We start from the raw sequence: 21,367 nt of genomic DNA, 5'->3' as shown, positions 1-21,367 counted from the left end.
TATGAATACATTTTTTGAGCAATCCCGTTCCCATTGGGTGCGGTATGAACGCTATGAAATCAAAACAGGCAAGGACGGGAAGAAATACATCACCCCGGCAAAGGATGCCAGGCCGGATGTCTATAACCCACTCAAGGAAGCCCCGGACATTGTGCTGGATGCTCTGAATGTGGGGATGCTGATGATGAACGGCAAGAAAAGCTCTGAGCCAGAGGTAGAAAAGGCAATCTTGGAATTTATTACCCACTATGGGCTGCTGGGCCTGATGACGGCCCTGCCCACCACGCCGTCCTTTATGGATTATGAGGCGGTATATCTGCCAAAGAACCATTTTATCAAGGAAGAAACGATGGAGACGGAGAAGTATCTGTCCCTGTTTTACCCCTTTGATAAGCTGGATGTGGTCAAGAACGGTGTGGAATCCAGTTGGAATGTGTCCAGCGACCGGGCAATGATTGCACTGACCATGACCTTTATGGACGAGCCGATGGCAAAGACCATGAGCTTCCAGCGGGCGTATGCAGAGCCTTACGATTGGGTGGCACAGCAACTCAAGGATTGGGCATTTAATATGCTGACCTCTTTCTTCTATTATAATGACTATGATTCCATGGAGGAAGAAAGCCGGAATATGCTGCGTAAGTCTATGGCTGCATTTGGCGGCATTGCACCCACCTATCATATAGAGCTGTTGGATAGGCCAACGATCTATTGGGATTTCCATTCCCTGCTGTTGGGGATTCAGATGATGTTCAGCTTCATGCTGGTGGACAGCACAAAGCCGTTGCGGATGTGCAAGCAGTGTCAGAAAGTGTTCCTGAGTAACCGGGCTAACTCCGCTTTTTGCAGTGCAAGGTGTAAAAATCAGTATAATGTTTATAAGAGCCGGGGAAAGAATAAATCAGAGGATGGTGATAATAATGCCTGAAAATCAGAACATAGAATGGAAAGCTAAGTGGAAGGATGACTATCTGGAATGGATTTGCGGCTTCGCCAATGCACAGGGCGGCAAGATTTATATTGGCTGTGACGATGATGGAAAAGTTATCGGCCTGCCCAATATCCGCAAGCTGCTGGAGGATGTTCCAAACAAAATCCGAAATGCCATGAGCATCGTGGTGGATGTCAATCAGCTGGAGCGTGACGGGAAAGAATATCTGGAAATCGTTGTTCCACCATATCCCGTTGCCATAAACTGCAAAGGTGTCTATTATTATAGAAGCGGCAGCACCATGCAGACCCTTTCTGGCCCAGAACTGGAGAGCTTCATTCTACGCAAACGTGGTGCTTCGTGGGATAATATGCCCTTGCCGGGATTTACGTTGGATGATATTGATGATGAGTTGGTCAAGAGATTCAAGACCCTTGCCGCCAAGAAGGGCCGGATCGACCAAAGCGTTTTAGACGAGGACAAAGCGGATTTAATGGAAAAGCTGCGTCTGACCAATGCCGGGTATTATACCAACGCAGCGATGCTGCTGTTCTGCAAAGACCCTGACCGCTGGCAGCTGGGCGCATACACAAAAATCGGCTTTTTCGAGAATGATGCCGATCTCCGTTATCAGGATGAAATTCACGGCTCCTTGTTGGAACAGATTGACAAGATCATTGAAGTCATCCATCTGAAATATATGAAAGCGAAAATCACTTACGAAGGGATGCAGCGCATTGAGCGTTATTTTGTTCCCGACGCTGCCCTGCGTGAAGCCCTTCTTAACGCTCTATGCCACAAGCAATATGAAAGCGGCGTTCCGATTCAGATCAGCGTGTATGAGGATAAGCTGTATATCGCTAACTGTGGTAGGCTTCCAGACAACTGGACGGCAGACAGCCTGATGTCCAAACACGCATCCCGCCCTTACAACACGGCGATTGCGAATGTGTATTATTTGGCCGGCTTCATCGAGAGCTGGGGACGTGGTATTGAGAAAATCTGTCAGGCTTGCAAGGAAGATGGAAGCCCGCTTCCTGCGTACACCGTGCATCCCGGCGATATTATGATTCAGTTTACAGCGTCAGAGGATCGGGTTATTCGATCTGCCACCTACAAGGTGACAGAAAAGGTAACAGAAAAGGTAACAGAAAAGGTAACAGAAACCTTGGATGAAAAATCCATGCAAATTCTGGCCCTGATTTCCGAAGATCCTGCATACACATCTACCACCATAGCAGATAAGCTATCTATCAGCAGAAAAACAGTTTCTCAGCGTCTGAAGGAGCTGAAGGAAAAAGGAATCATCGAGCGCATCGGGTCTGACCGAAAAGGCTACTGGAATATAAAGAGCTAAGTGATACAGAATTAGCCCCACACCAGCGTTCATTCATGCTGATGCGGGGCTAACATGTGTTTAGCAATATACAAGCTCCGTCAGAACAATTTCCTCTGCACGGTTATGAATGTTGTTCATGCGCCGTACCCATTCCATTTGATCGGTAGCTTTAAGTGCCTCGGTCACACCTTCCAGTCGTGCCATAGCTTCGCACATGATCTCCATACGCTGATTGCAGGATTTGTCTATCTCTGCAAGATGTTCATGCAGGGTGCAGCTTGTTAGGTAGTGTGCATAAAGGACGGGACGATGCTCTTTCAAGTAGCGGCGGCGCATACGGCCATACTTACCGATCTGATATTCCTCGGTCTCCGGCAGCGCAAGGTCGGGGATATAGTAATCGCCAACCTTCGTATATGTGCCGCCCATTTCTTCAAAAATAGACTTCATTTTCATGCTCCCTTCGTGCTAAAATGTCAGCAGTTATGCGGATTTTTTTCCTTTCCCACAACTGCCAGACCAATTCACCACAAATGAGCCGCCAGTCATGTAATAGTATTAGGCGGTAGAAACCACCCTCTACATATTACATCTTGATTCTGGATACTGTTGGATTCTCCGACCTGTTCATCATCTCTGGACAGTCGCTCATACAACGCTGTGATTTTGATTTCTTCTTTCTTTGCCACGGTTTTAACCTCCCTTCGTTATGTACTTTTATCTCGTGTGACACACCCTTTCTCTATCCTCTCCAAGTATAGCCCTTGGGGTCAGTGACCACATAGGAACTGTGCATCTGGAGAAGGTTTGGCTTCAACCAAAAGCGAGTTTTACCAGAACCCGAACCGCCGATAATCAGAACATTCTTATTTCGGGCATTGGCAGGATTCTTCGGGCGATTGCTCATCATCAGCCGCTCCGTTTTCGTCAAGATCACATTGTCCTCGAATTTTGGTGCAATAAACGGCTCAATATCTTTTGCCGTTCCCCAACGAGCAGACCCGTACTCAACATTGTGTCGGTACTTCTTTGCGTTTTTGCCTTTTAGATAGACAGCCAGCCGAAGTCCTGCGCCGCAGAGAATACCAATCAGCAAATCCAACGGGTGAAAGCTGGGCAGCGGATTGTTCAGGGCTATCGGAAGGGCATGAAAAAAGCTGAGGATTTTCGCAGATGAATCTGCACCCTCAGCCAATCTCCATGCTTCTCCTAAATTCGTAGCGAACAACCCTACCAGAAAATACGGTAAATTCAGAATCAGGAGCTTTTTAATTTTTCTCTTATCCATTACAGATCACGCTCCTGTTTCTTCTCTCGAACCTTCTTCGGAATCGCTGCGACAACTTCCTTGAACTTCTTCAGCTGCGCCAGAACGCTCGGTTTTTCATTCTTGGTTAATGCCCTTGCCTGATGTTCCTTGCAGATCGCATCCAAAGCATCTGCATCTTTGGAACGAACAAAGACAAGAAACCGGGGAGGATCAACGGACTTATCTTTTCTTACGGCAAAGTCCACGCCGTACTTCTTGGCGAGCTTTTCAAAATCACGGACACTCTCTTTGTCGATCTCAACATTCGTAGCACCCTGATTCTGTCCCAAAAGCTGTTTCACGGATTGCTTTCCATGAACGGCAGGATCTCGTGCCTTTTTCATCTTCACTTTTTCCCGGTGCTGCAAATACTTGCGGATACCGGCAATGATAGTGCGCCCCGTCAGCTTGGTTGTGCTGATCGCCAGGTTTACTGTTCTGTTTTCAACTTCTTCCTGCATGATTCATCACCTCCTGCAAGCAGTAGAGTGAACAGATTATCGTGCCATATCTCTGTGGTCGTAATACAGATTGCCCTTGGCAACTGCGGCATGGCTAATAATCTTGATATTGCCAGCTTTCTGGTTATCCAGAGCCTTCTGATAACCCACATCGCTCAAATACAGGCGATTTCTTTCGCCTTTCCAACCGACAGGCGATTCATCGGTCAGCACATCGAAAATAATCATGTGCCTGGTGGCTTCATCAAATCGTGCCAAGTCCATATAGGTGTGTCCCTGGTACTCCTTGGCACCATCTTGAATCCGCTTTCGCTCCATCAGCTCTCCAATCGTCGAATTTCTTTGCATAAGAACCTCCTTACAGAACATCTCGGTCAGGGTTGTTTTTGTGGGGAACCGAATCAGCTTTGACAGGTGTATCTTCTTTCCTCACCATGTCATCCGGCAGGGGAAGTGCCATAATGCTGCGCCCCATGCGTACAAAAGTCTCAGGCTGGTGAAAGTGTTCCTCAAACTGCTTCATCAGTTCCGGGGACAGAGAACAAAAATCATCCTCGCCCAATCCCACAACCAGAAAATCACCGGCGATAATGTCATAAATATCGCCGTCATCATCACGCAGCGCACGGTTCAGGTCTTTGCCTACGAGTTTACCTTCGTCGTGCATCACCAGTGCAACCGGCTCATTGAACGGATAAGTTGCCTCAATATCGCCACCTACGGCTTTCTGCAAATCCTCCAGCTCACAGCCGATCTGCACAGCCTGCGGATACATGAACGGCTTTACCAGCAACACATTCATGGTATCTGCCTGTTCTTTCTGAACCTCCCGTTCCTCGGTCGTGCCGAACTCAACACCGGTAAAGTTTTCGGAGTCCAGAATGTACTCCGAATTGTAATAAGCGGCTCTAACCTGTTCCTCTGCCGCATCGTGAGATTCTGCTTGTACCGTAACCGTTTTCTCCAAGGTTTCGGTAATCTTCACATCGTATTCTTTCAAGTTTCGATACCTCCGTTTCTTTGGAAATAAGAAAAGCAACCATCCATGAACCTGTTACAGTTCATAAATAGTCGCTTCATGCTCCCACTGGGGTACGCACATGGATTCCAGTTCCTCAATCAGTGATTCAGGGGAGAAGAACAGATCCTCCGAAATTTCCAAGGGCTTTTTGAATGCCCGATACTCTGTCACATATCCTGTATCCTCAGAACCAATCTTCATCTTGACACAGTGAACGATAGCAAAGCTCATATCCTCCAGAAGCCAAAGTTCCGTTGCATAGGTCGTTTTTGCTTCATCAAAGACCATCTGCTCTACATCAGAAAGAATCAGACAGCCACGCTGATTGAACAATTCCACGCCACGGTAGTCAAAGCTCTTTTCGTATCTGCCGGTTACGGAATACTGATAAACGGTCTGTACCGCATCTTTCAATGCCATACAGACTTCCGGCAGGCACAGCCCACCGGCATAGCCGATTTCTTCCTCGTCAAAAGCTTCGTAATCGGACGGGGAAAACAACTCAAATAATTTTGCGAGCGCAAGGCTCATTTCTCTTTCGTTAAACAACAATGGTTCACCTTACCTTTCCATAGATTTTTCTCTTTTTTTCTGCCATTGCTCCAAAAGCTGAATGATTTTATCCTCCATCTGCTTGTTGGTATAGGACTTCGGGAAGTATTTTCGCAACGAATCCGTTTTGAAGGTTACTCTATCCAGCTCTCCCTTTTTGATTTCGTTCATAATCTCGCACATCGCATCCAGCGTACACTCGCCCTCCTGTGCGAGCTTTTTAATTCGCTGTGCTTGCGAAAGGGAAGGAGCTGCTTGAGCATAATCCATTGCAGAAAGAAAATCCTTCTGTTCTTCACTTGCCAGATAGGAAAGCTCCACCGCAGGATTGAATTTGATCTGACCCGTATCTACCATATCCAGCAGTTCCGGAATCAGTTCGGTCAGACGGATATAACGGTGTACCTGATTTCTGCTTTCTCCTGCCTCCTGACCAACTATATCCATTGCCTGCAACTTCATCCCAACTTGGGATGAAGTTAAATCGGTGCGTTGACCTTGATGTTTAATCGCATCCAGCTTCATCTTATAAGCAAATGCTCTTTCACTCGGCAGGATACTCTCCCTCTGCAAATTCGCATCGACCATCAAAATAATGGCTGCATCATCGTCCAGGTCACGAACAATCGCAGGCATGGTTTCCTTACCCGCAAGCTCCGATGCCCGGTGCCGCCTGTGACCAGAAACGATTTCATAACCACCGTCGGGGTCAGGACGGACAATCGCAGGGGTGAGAACTCCGAAATCTCGGACGCTCTCCGCAGTTTTCATCATTTCCTCATCATCAACCACACGGAAAGGGTGTCCCTCAAAGGGGTGTAACTCAGAAAGCGGAATTTCCTGCACACGCTCCTGCTGGGCTTCAGCTCTGGATTGATCGGTGGAGAAAATATCATCGTACCCCTTCAAGCTGATGTTTGCGCCTTTTTTCTGCATTGTTTAACACCTCCTTCGTTAAAACTCGGTAGGCATCCGCCACTTTTCCTTTCGGATCATGCTGAAAGATACTGTGTCCTTCAGCGCTGATTTCCTCTGCACGGACAGAACGGGGAATATCTGTCTTGTAGACTTTCAGCTTTCCGCCGTAGCTCTCCCGAATCAGATTACTGATGTCTTTGGAATAGTTGGTTCTGCTGTCCACCATCGTCAGAAGAATCCCTTCAATCCTCAGTTTCGGGTTGATTTGTCTCTTGACCTTGTTGATGGTTCCAAGCAGCTGTTCCAAACCCTTTGCAGGAAGATACGCCGCCTGAACCGGTATCAGCACATTGTCGGCAGCTGCCAACGCATTGACGGTCAGCATACCCAAAGAAGGCATACAGTCCAGAAGAATGAAATCATAATTCTGTTTGACCGTATCCAGGTACTGACGAAGAATAGTTTCTCGGCTCATTGCATTGACCAGTGCTACTTCCATACCTGACAGTTCAATGTTCGCTGGCACCAAATCCACACCCTCTGGATGATGAATAATCCCTTCACCGGGAGCAATGGGTTTCTCCATCATAATCTTTCCCATCAAATCGGAAAGTGTCGGAGACAGGTCATCCGGATATGGGTTGCCCAAACTGACCGTTAGGGAAGCCTGGGGATCGGTGTCTACCAGAAGTACCTTTTTTCCTTCAAGCGCCAAGCCAACGCCCAGATTCTCGGTAGTGGTGGTCTTGCCGGTTCCTCCTTTCTGATTGACCACCGCAATGATGGTTGCTTTTTTCGACATTTTTCGTCACTCTCCTTCCTCTCGCTTCATTTTCAATTTTTTAAATCCTCCTTCCAAATATCCGTGTGACATATCGTGCCGAACAAGAGCATCGTAGTAGGTGTCTATTGTCGTCGGCGCATTGTATATCGTAGTCAGCATATACTGACGGATATTTCTAATCTTTGTGGTGTTCTCCTTGAAGCAGTCCATAACATATCGAATGTGTTCGGCATTCAGTTTCATAAACCGACTGCGGACAATTTCTGCCGGACGCTCCTCTGCACCAATGCGAATCAACGGTCGCTTCGTGCAAACTGTTTCAACGATCAACTCCAGAATGTTATCCAACATTTCGGAATCGTAAGGGTAATCCTTCTTCAACAAATCCATACTGAGCTGATCCGAGAAATAATCAAAGTATTCTTGATACCGGTCATTCTCGTCCATCATTCCACCATTTCCGGAAGGAAAGATAGAATCAGTATCATTAAATTCAGTATTATTTTTATCAGTATTATTACATTGTGATTTTGGAAGTTCTTGAGTTGTGATTTCCATTGTTCCAGAATTGTGATTTTCACAATTCAAGAGTTGTGAATCCACAACAGAGATAAAGTTCTTCACATAGATCAGGTTGGGCTTTCCCAGACCTTGGCGCTTGCGTTCAATCAATCCTGCTTTCTTCTCAAGTTCACTGAGCAGCTTGACAGCCTTTTGTTCAGCACAGTTCAGAGCCATCTTCGCTTCGTCGATTGTAAAAATGATATACACTCGACCGTTTTTATCTATCCAACCATTCTTGGCAGACAGGCTCATGCGGTCAAGCAAAATGCCATACAGCATCTTGGCATCGGCAGAAATATTCCAGAACCTCTCGTTCGTGAACAACACCTTCGGAACTCGATAGAATGTGAATAGATCGGATTGCTGACCGTAAAAATAATCAAAACTCACACGGCTTCACCACCTTCTTTCTGCGGAAAACTTTCTGTTGTCAGCGGAATGCTGCGGAAAGTCATATCCGTCTGTTCGTAAGGACATCGGGCAAAATAGCAGAAGCGGTATTCCTGTTCATACACATCCATATCAACGAAGCCCCACTTCACGCATAACCTTCTTCGTACACCAACCAATGCACGGGTGATCTCGCCCATAGGGACAGCCATCACATTCCGACTTGGGTTTCGGCGGCAAAGAGATTAAGTAGTAGCAATTATTTCTACCCAGACGGCAGCCCTTTCTGCCATTCGTCCAGAAGTAGCAGTAATGACAGTCGCTCGGCTTGTCTGCGGTATAAACAGGCTTGCTCAAATAAAACACCTCCAATCTCTTGTATTTGCCCATGGGTTTGGGCATAAAAAAAGAGCGCCTATCCATCCCCAATGCGGGGCAAATAGACGCTCTATGTACATAACGATATTTAATTTTATCTGCTATAACTGCATGGTATTCAAAACATCCGCCTTTTTTGATTAGCTGGATTTTTGGCACGATTTTGGGGCTGATTAGCAGGAAGGGCATTTTCATTAGCAAGAACAGCCCGTTTTCTGCTAAAAATTAGCTGGCGATTTTGTCTTATAACAACCGTTCGATTCTGGAGGGGTTGTCAAAAATCAAATTTTGGAGTAGAATTTTATCTCATACAGTGAAAGAGCTTTTTCGTAGCTTTTTATATAAGAAAAGCCGAAAACCCTTGAAAACAAAGGCTTTCGGCGTTGTTCACTGGCGTCCATAAGAGGATTTGAACCTCCGACCCCACGCTTAGGAGGCGTGTGCTCTATCCAGCTGAGCTATATGGACGTGTCTGATATATGATTATAGCCCGACCAAAGTCGAACTGCAATCCCTTATTTAGTTTTTTTGAGGTGGCCGTTGTAACGCAACCTTAGGAGGCGAACGCTCTATCCTACTGAGCTACGGAGACAATATTCAGATGAGCAATGAGTTTTCTTGTCCAAATCATCCATTCAACTCAACACTCCTCATATTATTTTATCAAACCCATCAAGGAATGTCAAGCAAAACGCCAGCAAAAATCATCCAAAAATCGAAATCAAAACTCAAACAACTCAAAGCCAAAAGATCCAAACCTTCCAGCTCCTCCTAAACTCCAATCCTTCCCAACTCTGGGCATAACCTCTATCTAGTTCCCTGTACGCCCAAGTTCCTGGAAATTAAGAATCCCCTGCATCCAGATCTGTCCCTTGAACCTCCGTCCCACGGCCGGCTCTCCCAGAAGATCCTTGCCATTGATGCAGATAATGAAATTCAGGTCGCTGCACTCCAGATTCAGCCAGTATATTTCTTCATTTGTATATTTATTCTTAATTTTCTGAATTTCTTTAATTTCTCCAATGACAGAGTACTGATCGCATTCGATCCCGCATGGCATAAAGCAGGAATCAATGATGGAATACAGGTCCTCCTTCATGGCACGGCGGGAGATCTTAGAATACAGGTCGATATCCTCAATGGTCAGCGTTTCCATGGCGTCCTCGTCGCCATTTTTCGCCGCCTCAATCAGATTATTCCTGTTTTTAGCCGCCACCTTTGCCATCTGGATCTGCTTCTGGGTCTTTTTGATGGGAAGAAGGATCTTCCCGCCAGTGGAAAATCCAGCCAGGCTGATGGAGCGGATCTTAAAGGCCTCTCCCTTTTTCAGTACCTTCTCCCTGTAATCCAGGAAGTTCTGTACGTAGAAGATCAGTGAGATCCCCACACAGGATTCGTCCACCATACCGGCATACGTTTCCTTTTCCACATGTCTCTGGACCGAACATTCTGCTGTGGAACTTTCCTGGGCACATTCCACATAGGGAAAGTAAAACTCCCTTTCAAAGTCTCCTTCCTCGTTCAGCTCACCTACAATGGAAAGCCCGATGCCGGGGGCGATCTCCGTCCGCATCTCGCAAACGTTGGTCTCCTCATCGATCTGAACACATTTTGTCACTGATGGCTGCGTCTCCAGCAGATCCAGAAGCTTTTCAATATCCTTTTTCTTCTGGTACATGCTGAAGCCAGCCGCACGCAAGAATTTATGCATATAGATTAATATTCCCCTTCATTCCTTTCGGGCTCCACGCCATCCATGTCTTCCATGTCCATGATCTCGTCCATATCCGCCCCGATGGCCTCCCGCTGCTGTCTCCTCAGTTTCTTCATCCGCTCGCTCTTATTTCTCTCACTTCCGGAAATCTCAATGGACTGTTCTCCAGAGCCGGAATACACGTCTTCTGTCTTTTCTCTCCGTCCTCTTTTTCCGTCCCCATCTGAGATAGACGGACGTTTCACGTAACCCAGAGCCTGCTCCAGGGCCTCCTGCTCTTCACTTCCCAGAAGTACCTCTGTGGCCCCTTCCTCCACCTCTTTCAGATAGATATAGCAGCCCTCCCGGCTGTGTACCACATCCAGGACAAAGCCGGTGTTATTTCCGTCCAGCATGGCGATGACAAAGCTGAGATTCCCGCCCATTCCCTTAAAAGCATTATATTTGACAAATCCAAATTTCTGGAATGAATCCTTTACCTGCTTGGACAGCCGTTTCATAGCGTCCTTGCTGGCCCGGTCCCTGGACTGGCTTTCCTTTAATTCCTCCAGGATATCCTCCAGCGTATCCTCCAGCGTTTCTGCATCCTTTCCACGCATGAAAAGATCATAACGCCGGTACAGCTTATTCATTTTAACAATACAGACGATCACGGCGATCAGTAAAACCACCGATAGTACGGAAAATCCCACGATCAGAAGCATTGGATCGATGGGAAGATGATACAATAGACTATTTTCCATATATTTTCTGTCTTCTGTCCTTCCTTATTTACAGAATTTAATTTTTATTGCCTGGCTATGGACTCCATCATCTCGATCAACCGTTCCAGTTCCTCCTGGGAGTAATACTCGATCTCGATCCTGCCCTTATTTTTATCCTTCCTGTTGATAAGAACCTTAGTGCCCATAATGGACTTCAGCTTGTCCTCGATCTGCCGGTAGATCAGATTGATGTCCGGCCCCGTTTCCGCTTCTTTCTTTGGCTTCTCCGGGCGGTTTAAGAGTTTCACCAGTTTCTCCACGTCGCGGACGCTTAATCTTTCCTCTACGATTTTCTGGGCAGTCTGGAACTGGCGTTCCCCATTTTCCAGTCCCAGAAGGGCACGGGCGTGGCCGCTGGAGATCTTTTCATCGATCAGAAGCTGCTGTACCCTGTCATCCAGCTTCAGAAGACGCATACTGTTGGTAACCGTGGCTCTGTTTTTTGAAACGCGGGCCGCGATCTCCTCCTGAGTCAGATGGAATTCCTGGATCAGCCGCTGATACGCCTGCGCTTCCTCAATAGGGTTCAGATCAGCGCGCTGTACATTTTCGATCAGTGCGATCTCCATGGTCTTCTGCTTATCATATTCACGGATCATCACAGGGACCTCGGTAAGTCCGGCCAGCTTGGCCGCTCTCCACCGGCGCTCCCCGGCTATGATCTCATAATGACTGTCCTTTTTCTGGACGATCAGCGGCTGAAGCACTCCATACGTCTTAATGGAATCTGCCAGCTCCTGGAGCGCAGCCTCATCAAAATTTTTACGGGGCTGTGTCCCATTGGGTTCGATCAATGATACCTTTAATTTCTGCTCCACTGGCTTTTCTACGATCTTTTCAACAATGATCTTTTCTGCTTTTTTCCCGTTTCCGGTGCCAGAGGATGTTTTTCCCTTTTCTTTTTTCTCCACAGCCGAAGGCTTTTCTTCCTTTACAGCTGCATTTTCTTCTAACGTGACTTCTTCACCAAACAGGGCTCCCAGGCCTTTTCCCAATCCCCTTTTCGCCATTATACCTCTTCTCCTCTGCTTATGACTTCCGCGGCCAGAAGCCTGTAATTTTCTGCACCAGTGGACCGGCTGTCATACATATTGATGGGCATGCCATAACTGGGGGCCTCCGCCAGACGGACGTTTCTTGGAATGATCGTTTTATAAATATTCTCATTCAGATGTTCTTTTACATTTTCCACTACTTCCAGTGAAAGATTGGTTCTGGAATCATACATGGTGAAGACCACGCCTTCCACTTCCAGCTCCGGATTCAGTTTTTTCTGTACCAGATTCACAGTCTTTAAAACCTGGTTCAGGCCCTCCAGGGCGTAGTATTCACACTGGATCGGGATCAGCGCCGTATTGGCAGCCGTCAGAGCATTGATCGTCAGCAGGCTTAAAGAAGGTGGACAATCAATGATGATAAAATCATAGTTATCTTTTACCAGATTCAGATTTTCCTTCAGGATATTCTCCTTATCCTTCATATCCAGAAGCTCGATCTCTGCTCCCGAAAGATCCACATCAGATGGCATCACATCCAGGCGCTCCTGCACGCTGGGCATGATACAGTCCCCCACCTGGCACTCTCCCATAAGCAGTTCATACACCGTATTATCAATATTTCCTTTTTCCAGTCCCAACCCACTGGTGGCATTGCCCTGAGGATCGAAATCCACAGTCAGCACCCTCTGCCCCGCTTCTGCAAGGCAGGCCGAAAGATTGATCGCCGTAGTCGTTTTTCCAACTCCGCCCTTCTGATTTGTGATCGCTATAATACGTCCCATATATCTCAAGTATCCTTTCCACAGACCAAAAACGCATTCTGCTTTTTATCCAGTTCACACTCATTTCATCCATTGAACTGTTACATGGACTTAAGTATAACACATTTCATTTCATTTTCCTATGGTTTCATAAGAGAAAAATGTGTATGTTTCACGTGGAACATCCTACATTTTCTACAATGACGTTTTTTCTTGTGTTTTCTCCTGTCTTCCAGGCTGCACAAGAAAGAAGCCTGATTGCGGGCTTCTCCGCCTGCGGCGAGCCGCTTCTGCGGCATAATTCCCTTCCGCCGCATGGCGATCCCCACGGAGCGTTCTTTATGTCATAGGACGCACTTTCCTATGGCATAAAAAGCTGATTTCCGGAGAAAAGATCGGAAATCTGTACAGGGCAACCTCAAAAATGCTCCTTAATCTTATGCTTATCCAAAATCATGTATACAAAAAATCCTCTTCTCACTGAAAAATAGCGTTTTTATAGTGAACATAGAACGTATTTGTGAAAACTTTTGAAAATTTCGTGAGCACATTATGCGGAATAAGCCGACGTCAGAAAGAATAAAATCCCACTAGCCCCAATATAAAAATTGTTTCCATGAAATTCTTTCTTATTCTTCTATCTAAATTTTTACCTCAATTTAAGTTTCTGATCTCTGTTTTCCTCGCCCAAGCTTCTCTTTTTGACTTTACACAATTCCCCTCCCCTGCGTCTGGACTCCAATATTTGTATATTTCGGGGGACTATCTTCTTTGTGACAACCTCCCAAAATTTTTTTCTTAAAGTTTCCCTCTGTTTCACATAATTCAAACCTTGATTCATATACACAGTTCCATATTTTCACATCCCTCTAATCTTCCAATAATCGTATCTCCTGATAACCTCATTTTCCGCTTTCATTGTTTGACCGCAAGAATGTTTCACGTGAAACGCCCTGCTTTCCATTCTCACTTCTTCTATATATCTATTATCCGATGTTCCACGTGAAACACTACCTGTTATATATTTCGCTGTTATATTCTCTTCCGTCTTTTCCCTCAAAAATACCATTTAACTGCGAATATTTCAAAGCAAGCTGCTGTCTGTCTAGGTTATCCCTTTCCGCAAAAACTGCCATTCTTGTCTTTTGCAGAAGGAAAAATCATTGCTTATTGGAATTGATCACAAGCCCTTAAGCAAATTTAAGCCGTTTTTTATACTTCTTAATATCATTAAATCGGCTTTTTCGCCAAATACATCACATACGTGTCAAAAAATATAACCTTTCCTCCAGCTTCGTTTACTGCACATTTAAGACCATCATAAAACTTACTCTTATACGGTTCAGAAAGTACAATATGGTCGCAATGCGTTCCGCAAAAGGCAATGTATTCATCTGTTGTAAATTCTCGCTTACCATGATATTCACGTTTTTCAAAATCTACATATCCGTAATTTACAGCGTTTGAATAAACAAACGAACCCTGTTTATATTCTATATCAGGCTTAAAATAAGCTGAATAAACTTGCTGGATTTTATTGTAAAGCTCTTCGTTCGGCGTTTTATAGTCCGCTTTCGTCAAAAGCATTGCAAGTACCCCTCCAGGATTTAACAAATCGAACGTTTTCTGAAAGGCTATATCCTCTGGAATCCATTGTATGGTTGCTGCAGAATAAATCATATCAAATCTCTGATCTCCAAAATCGTGTATGATAAAGTCAGCGTTAACAATATCAAAGTTTGCAAACTTTCCGTATTTTCTTTTCATCATATCAGCCAAATTCCCGCCAAGTTCAATCGCGTAATAATCGCATCCAGTATTTAAAATTGGTTCTGTAGCCTGACCTGTTCCTGGACCAAGTTCCAATACTTTTTTGCCTGGTTTGATATCGGCATAGGAAACCAGTTCCGCAAACAACTTCTCACTATATCGGGGCCTATACTTATCAAATTGTTCTGGAATTGTATCGAATACTTTTCTAAACTCCATGACATTCTCCTTTACACGCTTTTAGATTCTCAATCTTGCTCAACACACACATTATATCACATATATGATTTTTGATTTTATTCCTGCTCTCTATGTAACAACCGAACGAGATCGACGAGTGCTTTCGCCCTCAAATAGTATGGCTCTTCTTATATCTGCCCGTATCGTTTTATATCTCTATGGGAGATCCGGGCACCATTTTGAGACCAAAGGATCAAAAATAATAGCAATTTTCAGCACCTGACACTCCTAAAAATTCAGTATTTGCAAGAAATTTCACAGATCAATACTTTTTGACGGCACAAATTCTAATACTATTTTTTATATCCGTCTCTCCCCCCATCCGAGACCCATCCAATGTTTCACGTGAAACACAAATGTAAAAACATGACCCAATGTTCCACGTGAAACATGAAACACAATCCAGTATTTTCCATAGCCATGTTTTTTCACAATCCTATTGTCATGCCATGCCGCCTATATTATAATAGGGGAAAAGGATCTACAGACTCTCTTTTCAGGAGGTTCATATTATGAAATCTAAAAATAAGATCATCACAGCGGTCCTTCTGGCTGCAGGAACTGCTGCCGGTACTGCTCTGATCAACAAATACATTAAGGTATCTGCCACATCCAAGAAGCTGCTGAGCCACCCGGAGCCTTCCATCTATAAATGGCGTCTCGGTGATATTTATTATGCAAAAACTGGTACCGGAAAACCCCTTCTTCTGATCCATGATCTGACCCATGCATCCAGCGGCTGTGAGTGGGACAACCTGATCCCATTCTTAAAGGACAATTATACGATCTACACCATCGACCTTCTGGGCTGCGGAAGATCAGAAAAGCCCAATCTGACCTATACGAACTTCCTCTATGTACAGCTTTTAAATGACTTTATTAAATCTGAGATCGGACGCCGTACCAATGTGATTGCCACCGGAAGTTCCTCCTCCCTGGTGACCATGGCCTGCAGCTATAATCCGGACTTATTTGAGCAACTGATGTTCATTAATCCGGAAAGCTTTACCTCCTGCTCGCAGATCCCGGGAAGATCGGCAAAGCTTTATAAATTCCTCATTGATCTTCCCATTGCGGGTACTCTTCTGTACCACATTGCGTCGGCCAGAAAGCACATGGAAGAGGCATTTTCCTCCAGCTATTTCTATAATTCCTTTGATGTGACGCCATTTTATGTGGATAAATATATGGAATCCGCCCACCTGGGAGACTCACCCAAGTCCGTTTATTCCAGCGTGATCTGCAATTATACCAAATGCCGGATCAGTCCGGCCCTGGAGAAGATCGACAACAGTATTTACATTCTTGGCGGCGGAGAGGAGCCTGACATCGATCAGATCATCCAGGAATATACACTTTGCAATCCGGCCATCGAAGCATCCAAAGTTCCTGGGACCAAACATCTGCCCCACCTGGAAAAGCCCCAGGAGGTTTATAAACTCGTCAATATGTTCTTTCATTAGGACCGCCCGCTTATAAACGTATAAACGGTCTTCTAAAAAATAATTCCCGGAAACTGCGGCCAATTTCTGGGAACATGACTGATTTCCGAAAGCCGCTGCCGCAGGCCGCAAACGTATTCTGACACACAGAAAAACCGCCAGAAAGGATCGGAACATCTCATGTTCCAGATCCGTCTCTGGCGGCTTTTTTATTTCAGCGGCTCCTTTCCAGGCATCCCCGCTTTGCGGGGATATTTTTTCGGAGTCACATTTATTTTATCAATGGGAACAAAGGTCCGGTCCACGTCTGTCCCGGGAAGTACAAGGGTCTTCGTCTCTCTCATAGAGCCTCCCAGCTTCTTTACAGCGCTCTCAGCCTCTCTGGCCTCCTCTTCCACCTTTCCGGATTTATAAGGAAGGAATTCTCCTCCTGCCTTCACAAAGGGAAGACAATATTCCGACAAGGTGGAGAGATTCGCAACTGCTCTGGATACACAAAGATCAAACTGTTCCCTATACTCTTTGTTCCGTCCAAAGTCCTCTGCCCTTCCATGGACCGCCGTGATCCCCGTCAATCCCAGCTCCTGGATCACGGTGTTTAAAAAGCCCACCCGTTTGTTCAGAGAATCCAGAAGCATGATCTGAAGCTGTGGAAATGCGATCTTTAAGGGGATTCCGGGAAATCCGGCTCCGGTCCCCACGTCGATACAGGAATACGCCTCTGTACGGATCCCATCGAACACCTTTACCACCAGGAGACTATCCAAAAAATGCTTTGTGACCACCTCCGGCATTTCTGTAATGGCCGTCAGATTCATCACCTGATTCCACTCCGTTAAAAGCTGAAAATATTTAAAAAACTGCTCCTTCTGCTTTTCTGTGAGAACGATTCCCAGCTCTTCACAGCCAGCATCCAGAAGTCTTATAAACTCTTCCATCCTATCTCCTTCCTGCCTGCTCTAAATACACCATGAGGACCGAAATATCTGCCGGAGACACGCCAGAGATCCGGGACGCCTGACCGATGTTCAAAGGCTGATAAAGGTTCAGCTTCTGTACCGCCTCATTCCGGAGGCTTTTCACAGTGGAGTAATCAAAATCCACCGGCAGCTTACGGCTCTCCAGCTTCTTAAACTGTGTCACCTGCTGCATCTGACGCCGGATGTATCCCGCATATTTAAGATTTATGTCAACCTGTTCACAGACATCCCATGGGAGGCTGGGCCTCTCCGGATCCAGCTCCTTTAATGCCTCATATCCCAGCTCCGGCCGCCGGATCAGCTCTGCAAGGGTCGTACCGGATTTTAGCAATGTGCTGTTATGCCGTGCTAAAAAGTCCTGTACCTGCTCTCCGGCTCCCACAGTCCTCTTTTCCAGACGCTCCATTTCCTTCTGTATAGCCTCTTCCTTCCAGAGAACGTACTGATACTGCTCCTCGCTCACAAGTCCGATCTCATGACCGATCTTCCTCAGCCGCAGGTCCGCGTTGTCCTGACGCAGGAGCAGCCGGTATTCGGCCCTGGAGGTCATCATCCGGTACGGCTCATGGTTTTCTTTAGTCACCAGATCGTCGATCAGCACGCCGATATACGCCTGGGAGCGGTCTAAGATCACAGGCTCCTTTCCCTGCAGCTTCCTGGCGGCGTTGACACCGGCCATAAAGCCCTGGACAGCCGCCTCCTCATAGCCGGAGCTGCCGTTGAACTGGCCGCCGGAAAACAGGCCGCTGATGGCCTTAAATTCCAGGGATGCGTCTAACTGTCTGGGATTGATACAGTCGTATTCAATGGCATAGGCGTTCCTTACGATCTTCACGTTCTCCAGCCCCGGCACCGTCCGGTACATGGCGTACTGGACGTCCTCGGGCAGGGAGCTGGACATGCCGCCCAGATACATTTCATTGGTGTACAGTCCCTCCGGCTCCACAAAGACCTGATGGCGCTCCTTATCGGGGAATTTTACCACCTTATCCTCAATGGACGGACAGTACCTGGGGCCAGTCCCCTCGATGGCCCCGGAAAACAGTGGGGAACGGTCCAGATTTTCCCGTATGATCTCATGGGTCTTTTCATTCGTATAAGTAAGCCAGCAGGAGACCTGCTCTCTCTGCACCGTCTCCGGATCCGTGGAGAAGGAAAACGGAACGACCCGTTTATCTCCAAACTGCTCCTCCATCTTTGAAAAGTCGATGGAACGGCGGTCAGCCCGGGCCGGAGTCCCCGTCTTAAACCGGTACATCTCGATCCCATGCTCCTTCAGAGAATCCGTCAGATGGTTGGCCGCCTGAAGGCCGTTGGGCCCGGTAGGATTGCTCACGTCCCCGTACACACATCTGGCTCCCAGATACACACCGGTGGCCAGCACCACAGCCCGGCAGTGGTACACAGCGCCCGACAGGGCCTTCACCCCTGTGATCCGCTTTTTCTCTCCGCCCTCTTCTGCCGGTTCAGTTAAAATTTCCGATATTTCCGCCTGCCGGATGGTCAGATGGTCCGTATTCTCCAGAACACGCCGCATCTCACTGGTATAATCCTGTTTATCGGCCTGGGCCCGCAGAGAATGGACCGCCGGCCCCTTGGATTCATTTAACATTTTTGACTGGATAAATGTCTTATCGATATTTTTGCCCATCTCGCCGCCCAGAGCGTCCAGCTCCCTCACCAGATGGCCCTTGGAGCTGCCGCCGATGTTGGGGTTGCAGGGCATGAGAGCGATACTGTCCACGCTGACCGTGAACATAATGGTCTCAAATCCCAGTCTGGCTGCCGCCAGCGCCGCCTCACATCCGGCATGTCCGGCTCCTACGACGGCAATGTCGTAGCTTTCCTCTAAAAAAGGCATATACTTCCTCTTTTCTAACTCTCTATTTTCCCATACAGAACTTACTGAAGATCTCGTTGACCAGATCGTCCTCCACCGCTTCTCCCACAATGAGCCCCAGCTTTTCGTAGGCATTCATCAGATCGATGGAAAAGAAGTCCTCGGGCATTCCGCTTTCGATGCTGTTTTCCACCATACGGATGCTGTCATAGGCTTCCCGCAGGGCCTCCGCGTGGCGCACATTGGTGATCAGGATCTGATCGTTGAAGTCGATCTCCCCCTCGTAAAACAGGGACTTGATCTCCTCCTCCAACTGGTCGATCCCCGTCTCCTCCTTGGCTGAAATGGAGATCACCCGGTGGCCCGATTTTTCCGCGATCTCCTCCAGGGATACCACCGGCTCCAGATCGCTCTTATTTAAAAGGACCACAGCCTTCCGCTCCCGGATCAGCTCCATGATCTGAAGGTCGTTTTCATCCAGTTCCCTGGATCCGTCCACCACATAAATAATAAGGTCCGCGTCCCTAGCTGCCTCCATGGCCCGCTCCACGCCAATTTTTTCCACCACGTCGCTGGTGGAGCGGATCCCGGCCGTGTCCACCACGTTGAGGCTGATCCCCTGGAGATAAATATGCTCCTCCAGGATATCCCGGGTTGTCCCGGCTATATCCGTCACAATGGCCCGGTCCTCTCCTACTAAAACGTTCATCAGAGAAGATTTTCCAGCGTTGGGCTTTCCCAGGATCACGGTCCGGATCCCTTCCGATACCACGCGTCCATTGGCTGATGACCGGATCAGCCTGGACAGCTCCTGCTCCATTTTCTGGACTCCGATGAGCAGTCTTTCCCCATAGCCATCCAGAGAAATATGCTCCGGATCATCCAGGGCTGATTCAATAAAGGCGATCTCATACAGGATCTTTTCCCGTAATTCCCTGATCTTTTTTGAAACGCTCCCCCGGAGCTGGCCCACCGAGGATTTCAGCGCATACTCATTTTTCGCGTTGATCACGTCGATGACGGCTTCCGCCTGGGACAGGTCGATCCTTCCATTTAAAAACGCCCGTTTTGTAAATTCACCGGGTTCTGCCAGCCTGGCGCCTGCCTTTAATACAGTTTCCAGGATCCGCCGTGTCACAAGCATGCCTCCATGGCAGTCGATCTCCACCGTATCCTCTGCTGTAAAGCTCCTTGGCCCCCGCATCAGCATCACCAGGACCTCGTCCACCACCTGGTCCCCGTCATAAATATATCCGTAATGGATCGTATGGCTGGGAGATCCCTCCAGCGTCTCCTGTTTTCCTTTTTCCTTAAAGATCCGGTCGGCAACCGCCACGGCCTCCTGGCCGCTGATCCGCACAATGCCGATGCCGGAATTTCCCATGGCTGTGGCAATGGCCGCAATGGTATCCGTATGAATCATACTCTTCTCCTGTTCCAGGGCATTTTTCCTCAATTATCGTCCTTTATAATAGCACAAAGGGGCTGCCCCAGGCAACCCCTTCTGATTTTCTTATATGCTTTTACTCTTCCGGATTTCTGCTGCGGTCCGGTCTGGGCCGTCTTTCCCTGCGCTCTTCCCTTTTTAATGAGATCACCACATGGCGGAACGGCTCCTCGCCCTCGCTTCTTGTAAACACATATTTATCGTTCTGTAAGGCGGAATGGATGATCCGTCTCTCATAAGGATTCATGGGCTCCAGAGCGACAGAACGCTTCGTTCTCTTTACCTTATAGGCAATATTCTTCGCCAGGGTCTCCAGGGTCTCCTTCCTTCTGGCACGGTAATTTTCCGTATCCAGCTTTACCCGTAAATACTCGTCAGTCTTTTTATTGACCACAAGACTTACCAGGTACTGTAAGGAATCCAGGGTCTGTCCCCGCTTTCCAATGAGGATCCCCATTTCGCCGCCGGTAAGATTTACCTCCAGCTCCTTTTCCTCCTCATTGAGCTTCGTCTCCACATCAACGGAAATGCCCATGGCGTCAAAAACGGAATTTAAGAACTCGACTGCTTTATCATCGACGGTTTCTTTTTTTTTCGCACGGATGATCGCCGGCCGGGAGCCGAAAAGTCCGCCCAGCACACCTGCGCTTCCCTTTTCAACCACCTCATACTGAAGTCTGTCGCTGCTGACGCCCAGCTGCACCGATGCCTGGGTGATGGCATCTTCCACAGTCTTTGCCGTTACTGTAATCATTTCCATAACA

The 21,367-nt window shown here is 47.2% G+C and carries 20 protein-coding genes, 1 tRNA gene and 2 pseudogenes; 3 read left to right on the top strand and 20 right to left on the bottom strand.

Translation table 11 applies throughout. The features are described 5' to 3' along the window. Position 1 precedes the first annotated feature (1 nt). Positions 2–928: a hypothetical protein gene (locus OCV69_RS11090; protein WP_055145297.1), complete on the top strand. Its 927-nt coding sequence runs from the start codon at positions 2–4 to the stop codon at positions 926–928. Then, positions 921–2,288, top strand: coding sequence for an ATP-binding protein (locus tag OCV69_RS11085; protein WP_055145294.1), 1,368 nt, complete (start codon positions 921–923; stop codon positions 2,286–2,288). Before OCV69_RS11090 ends, OCV69_RS11085 begins: the two co-directional genes overlap by 8 nt. Positions 2,289–2,348: 60 nt before the next feature. On the opposite strand, the gene OCV69_RS11080 is transcribed toward OCV69_RS11085, so the two are convergent. The 16 genes and pseudogenes from OCV69_RS11080 to OCV69_RS11005 form a co-directional block, all read right to left on the bottom strand. Beyond that, the gene (locus OCV69_RS11080) at positions 2,349–2,720 is read right to left on the bottom strand and encodes a TnpV protein (RefSeq protein WP_055145291.1); all 372 of its coding nucleotides are present in this window, start codon (positions 2,718–2,720) and stop codon (positions 2,349–2,351) included. Positions 2,721–3,030: 310 nt separating this feature from the next. Continuing rightward, positions 3,031–3,558 (bottom strand): annotated as a pseudogene (locus OCV69_RS11075) (type IV secretory system conjugative DNA transfer family protein); the annotation flags it as partial. Then, positions 3,558–4,040, bottom strand: a complete 483-nt coding sequence (locus OCV69_RS11070) for a PcfB family protein (RefSeq protein ID WP_158359193.1) — start codon at positions 4,038–4,040, stop codon at positions 3,558–3,560. The gene OCV69_RS11070 and the pseudogene OCV69_RS11075, both read right to left, overlap by 1 nt. Positions 4,041–4,076: 36 nt before the next feature. Beyond that, entirely contained in the window at positions 4,077–4,388 is a 312-nt protein-coding gene (locus tag OCV69_RS11065) for a DUF5720 family protein (protein ID WP_158359191.1), read from the bottom strand. A gap of 10 nt (positions 4,389–4,398) precedes the next feature. Further along, positions 4,399–5,040 carry a DUF3846 domain-containing protein gene (locus tag OCV69_RS11060; protein WP_158359189.1) on the bottom strand — a complete coding sequence of 214 codons (642 nt, stop codon included), beginning with the start codon at positions 5,038–5,040 and terminating at the stop codon, positions 4,399–4,401. A 54-nt stretch (positions 5,041–5,094) separates the two neighbouring features. Beyond that, positions 5,095–5,613 carry a hypothetical protein gene (locus OCV69_RS11055; protein ID WP_262563102.1) on the bottom strand — a complete coding sequence of 173 codons (519 nt, stop codon included), beginning with the start codon at positions 5,611–5,613 and terminating at the stop codon, positions 5,095–5,097. 9 nt (positions 5,614–5,622) lie between these two features. After that, positions 5,623–6,549, bottom strand: coding sequence for a ParB/RepB/Spo0J family partition protein (locus OCV69_RS11050; protein WP_002304314.1), 927 nt, complete (start codon positions 6,547–6,549; stop codon positions 5,623–5,625). Continuing rightward, positions 6,506–7,333 carry a ParA family protein gene (locus OCV69_RS11045; RefSeq protein ID WP_158359185.1) on the bottom strand — a complete coding sequence of 276 codons (828 nt, stop codon included), beginning with the start codon at positions 7,331–7,333 and terminating at the stop codon, positions 6,506–6,508. The genes OCV69_RS11050 and OCV69_RS11045 overlap by 44 nt, the downstream gene beginning before the upstream one ends. A 6-nt stretch (positions 7,334–7,339) precedes the next feature. Continuing rightward, positions 7,340–8,269 (bottom strand): DUF6017 domain-containing protein, encoded by a 930-nt coding sequence (locus OCV69_RS11040; RefSeq protein ID WP_158359183.1) that lies wholly within the window; start codon positions 8,267–8,269, stop codon positions 7,340–7,342. Next, positions 8,266–8,469 (bottom strand): hypothetical protein, encoded by a 204-nt coding sequence (locus tag OCV69_RS11035; RefSeq protein ID WP_262563101.1) that lies wholly within the window; start codon positions 8,467–8,469, stop codon positions 8,266–8,268. The genes OCV69_RS11040 and OCV69_RS11035 overlap by 4 nt, the downstream gene beginning before the upstream one ends. A gap of 569 nt (positions 8,470–9,038) precedes the next feature. Then, positions 9,039–9,115, bottom strand: a tRNA-Arg gene (locus OCV69_RS11030). 343 nt (positions 9,116–9,458) lie between these two features. Then, positions 9,459–10,358, bottom strand: a complete 900-nt coding sequence (locus tag OCV69_RS11025; protein WP_158359180.1) for a DUF3881 family protein — start codon at positions 10,356–10,358, stop codon at positions 9,459–9,461. 239 nt (positions 10,359–10,597) lie between these two features. Continuing rightward, positions 10,598–11,104 (bottom strand): annotated as a pseudogene (locus OCV69_RS11020) (DUF4446 family protein); the annotation flags it as partial. Positions 11,105–11,148: 44 nt separating this feature from the next. Further along, positions 11,149–12,135: a ParB/RepB/Spo0J family partition protein gene (locus OCV69_RS11015; protein WP_158359178.1), complete on the bottom strand. Its 987-nt coding sequence runs from the start codon at positions 12,133–12,135 to the stop codon at positions 11,149–11,151. Further along, positions 12,135–12,905, bottom strand: coding sequence for a ParA family protein (locus tag OCV69_RS11010; protein WP_022272816.1), 771 nt, complete (start codon positions 12,903–12,905; stop codon positions 12,135–12,137). Before OCV69_RS11010 ends, OCV69_RS11015 begins: the two co-directional genes overlap by 1 nt. A gap of 1,209 nt (positions 12,906–14,114) precedes the next feature. Continuing rightward, complete coding sequence (locus OCV69_RS11005) at positions 14,115–14,873, bottom strand: class I SAM-dependent methyltransferase (RefSeq protein ID WP_158359176.1); 759 nt, start codon at positions 14,871–14,873, stop codon at positions 14,115–14,117. A gap of 533 nt (positions 14,874–15,406) precedes the next feature. On the opposite strand from OCV69_RS11005, the gene OCV69_RS11000 reads away from it, so the two are divergent. Next, positions 15,407–16,357, top strand: a complete 951-nt coding sequence (locus OCV69_RS11000; RefSeq protein WP_158359174.1) for an alpha/beta fold hydrolase — start codon at positions 15,407–15,409, stop codon at positions 16,355–16,357. 188 nt (positions 16,358–16,545) lie between these two features. Here OCV69_RS11000 and rsmG read toward each other — a convergent pair whose 3' ends face one another. The 4 genes from rsmG to jag all read right to left on the bottom strand — a co-directional run bounded on the left by rsmG (position 16,546) and on the right by jag (position 21,363). Then, positions 16,546–17,274 (bottom strand): 16S rRNA (guanine(527)-N(7))-methyltransferase RsmG, encoded by a 729-nt coding sequence (rsmG, locus tag OCV69_RS10995; RefSeq protein WP_158359172.1) that lies wholly within the window; start codon positions 17,272–17,274, stop codon positions 16,546–16,548. 1 nt (position 17,275) lies between these two features. Beyond that, positions 17,276–19,177 carry a tRNA uridine-5-carboxymethylaminomethyl(34) synthesis enzyme MnmG gene (gene mnmG, locus OCV69_RS10990; RefSeq protein ID WP_158359170.1) on the bottom strand — a complete coding sequence of 634 codons (1,902 nt, stop codon included), beginning with the start codon at positions 19,175–19,177 and terminating at the stop codon, positions 17,276–17,278. A gap of 22 nt (positions 19,178–19,199) precedes the next feature. After that, on the bottom strand, positions 19,200–20,576 hold the full coding sequence (gene mnmE / locus OCV69_RS10985; protein WP_262563103.1) for a tRNA uridine-5-carboxymethylaminomethyl(34) synthesis GTPase MnmE: 1,377 nt from the start codon (positions 20,574–20,576) through the stop codon (positions 19,200–19,202). Between the two features lie 103 nt (positions 20,577–20,679). Beyond that, positions 20,680–21,363 carry an RNA-binding cell elongation regulator Jag/EloR gene (gene jag / locus OCV69_RS10980; protein WP_158359168.1) on the bottom strand — a complete coding sequence of 228 codons (684 nt, stop codon included), beginning with the start codon at positions 21,361–21,363 and terminating at the stop codon, positions 20,680–20,682. Between the last annotated feature and the right edge of the window lie 4 nt (positions 21,364–21,367).

The organism is Alitiscatomonas aceti, assembly GCF_025567195.1.
GTDB classification, from domain to species: Bacteria; Bacillota; Clostridia; order Lachnospirales; family Lachnospiraceae; genus Alitiscatomonas; species Alitiscatomonas aceti.
Note: the sequence above shows the minus strand (reverse complement) of the source record. Positions and strands in the feature narration are given on the sequence as shown.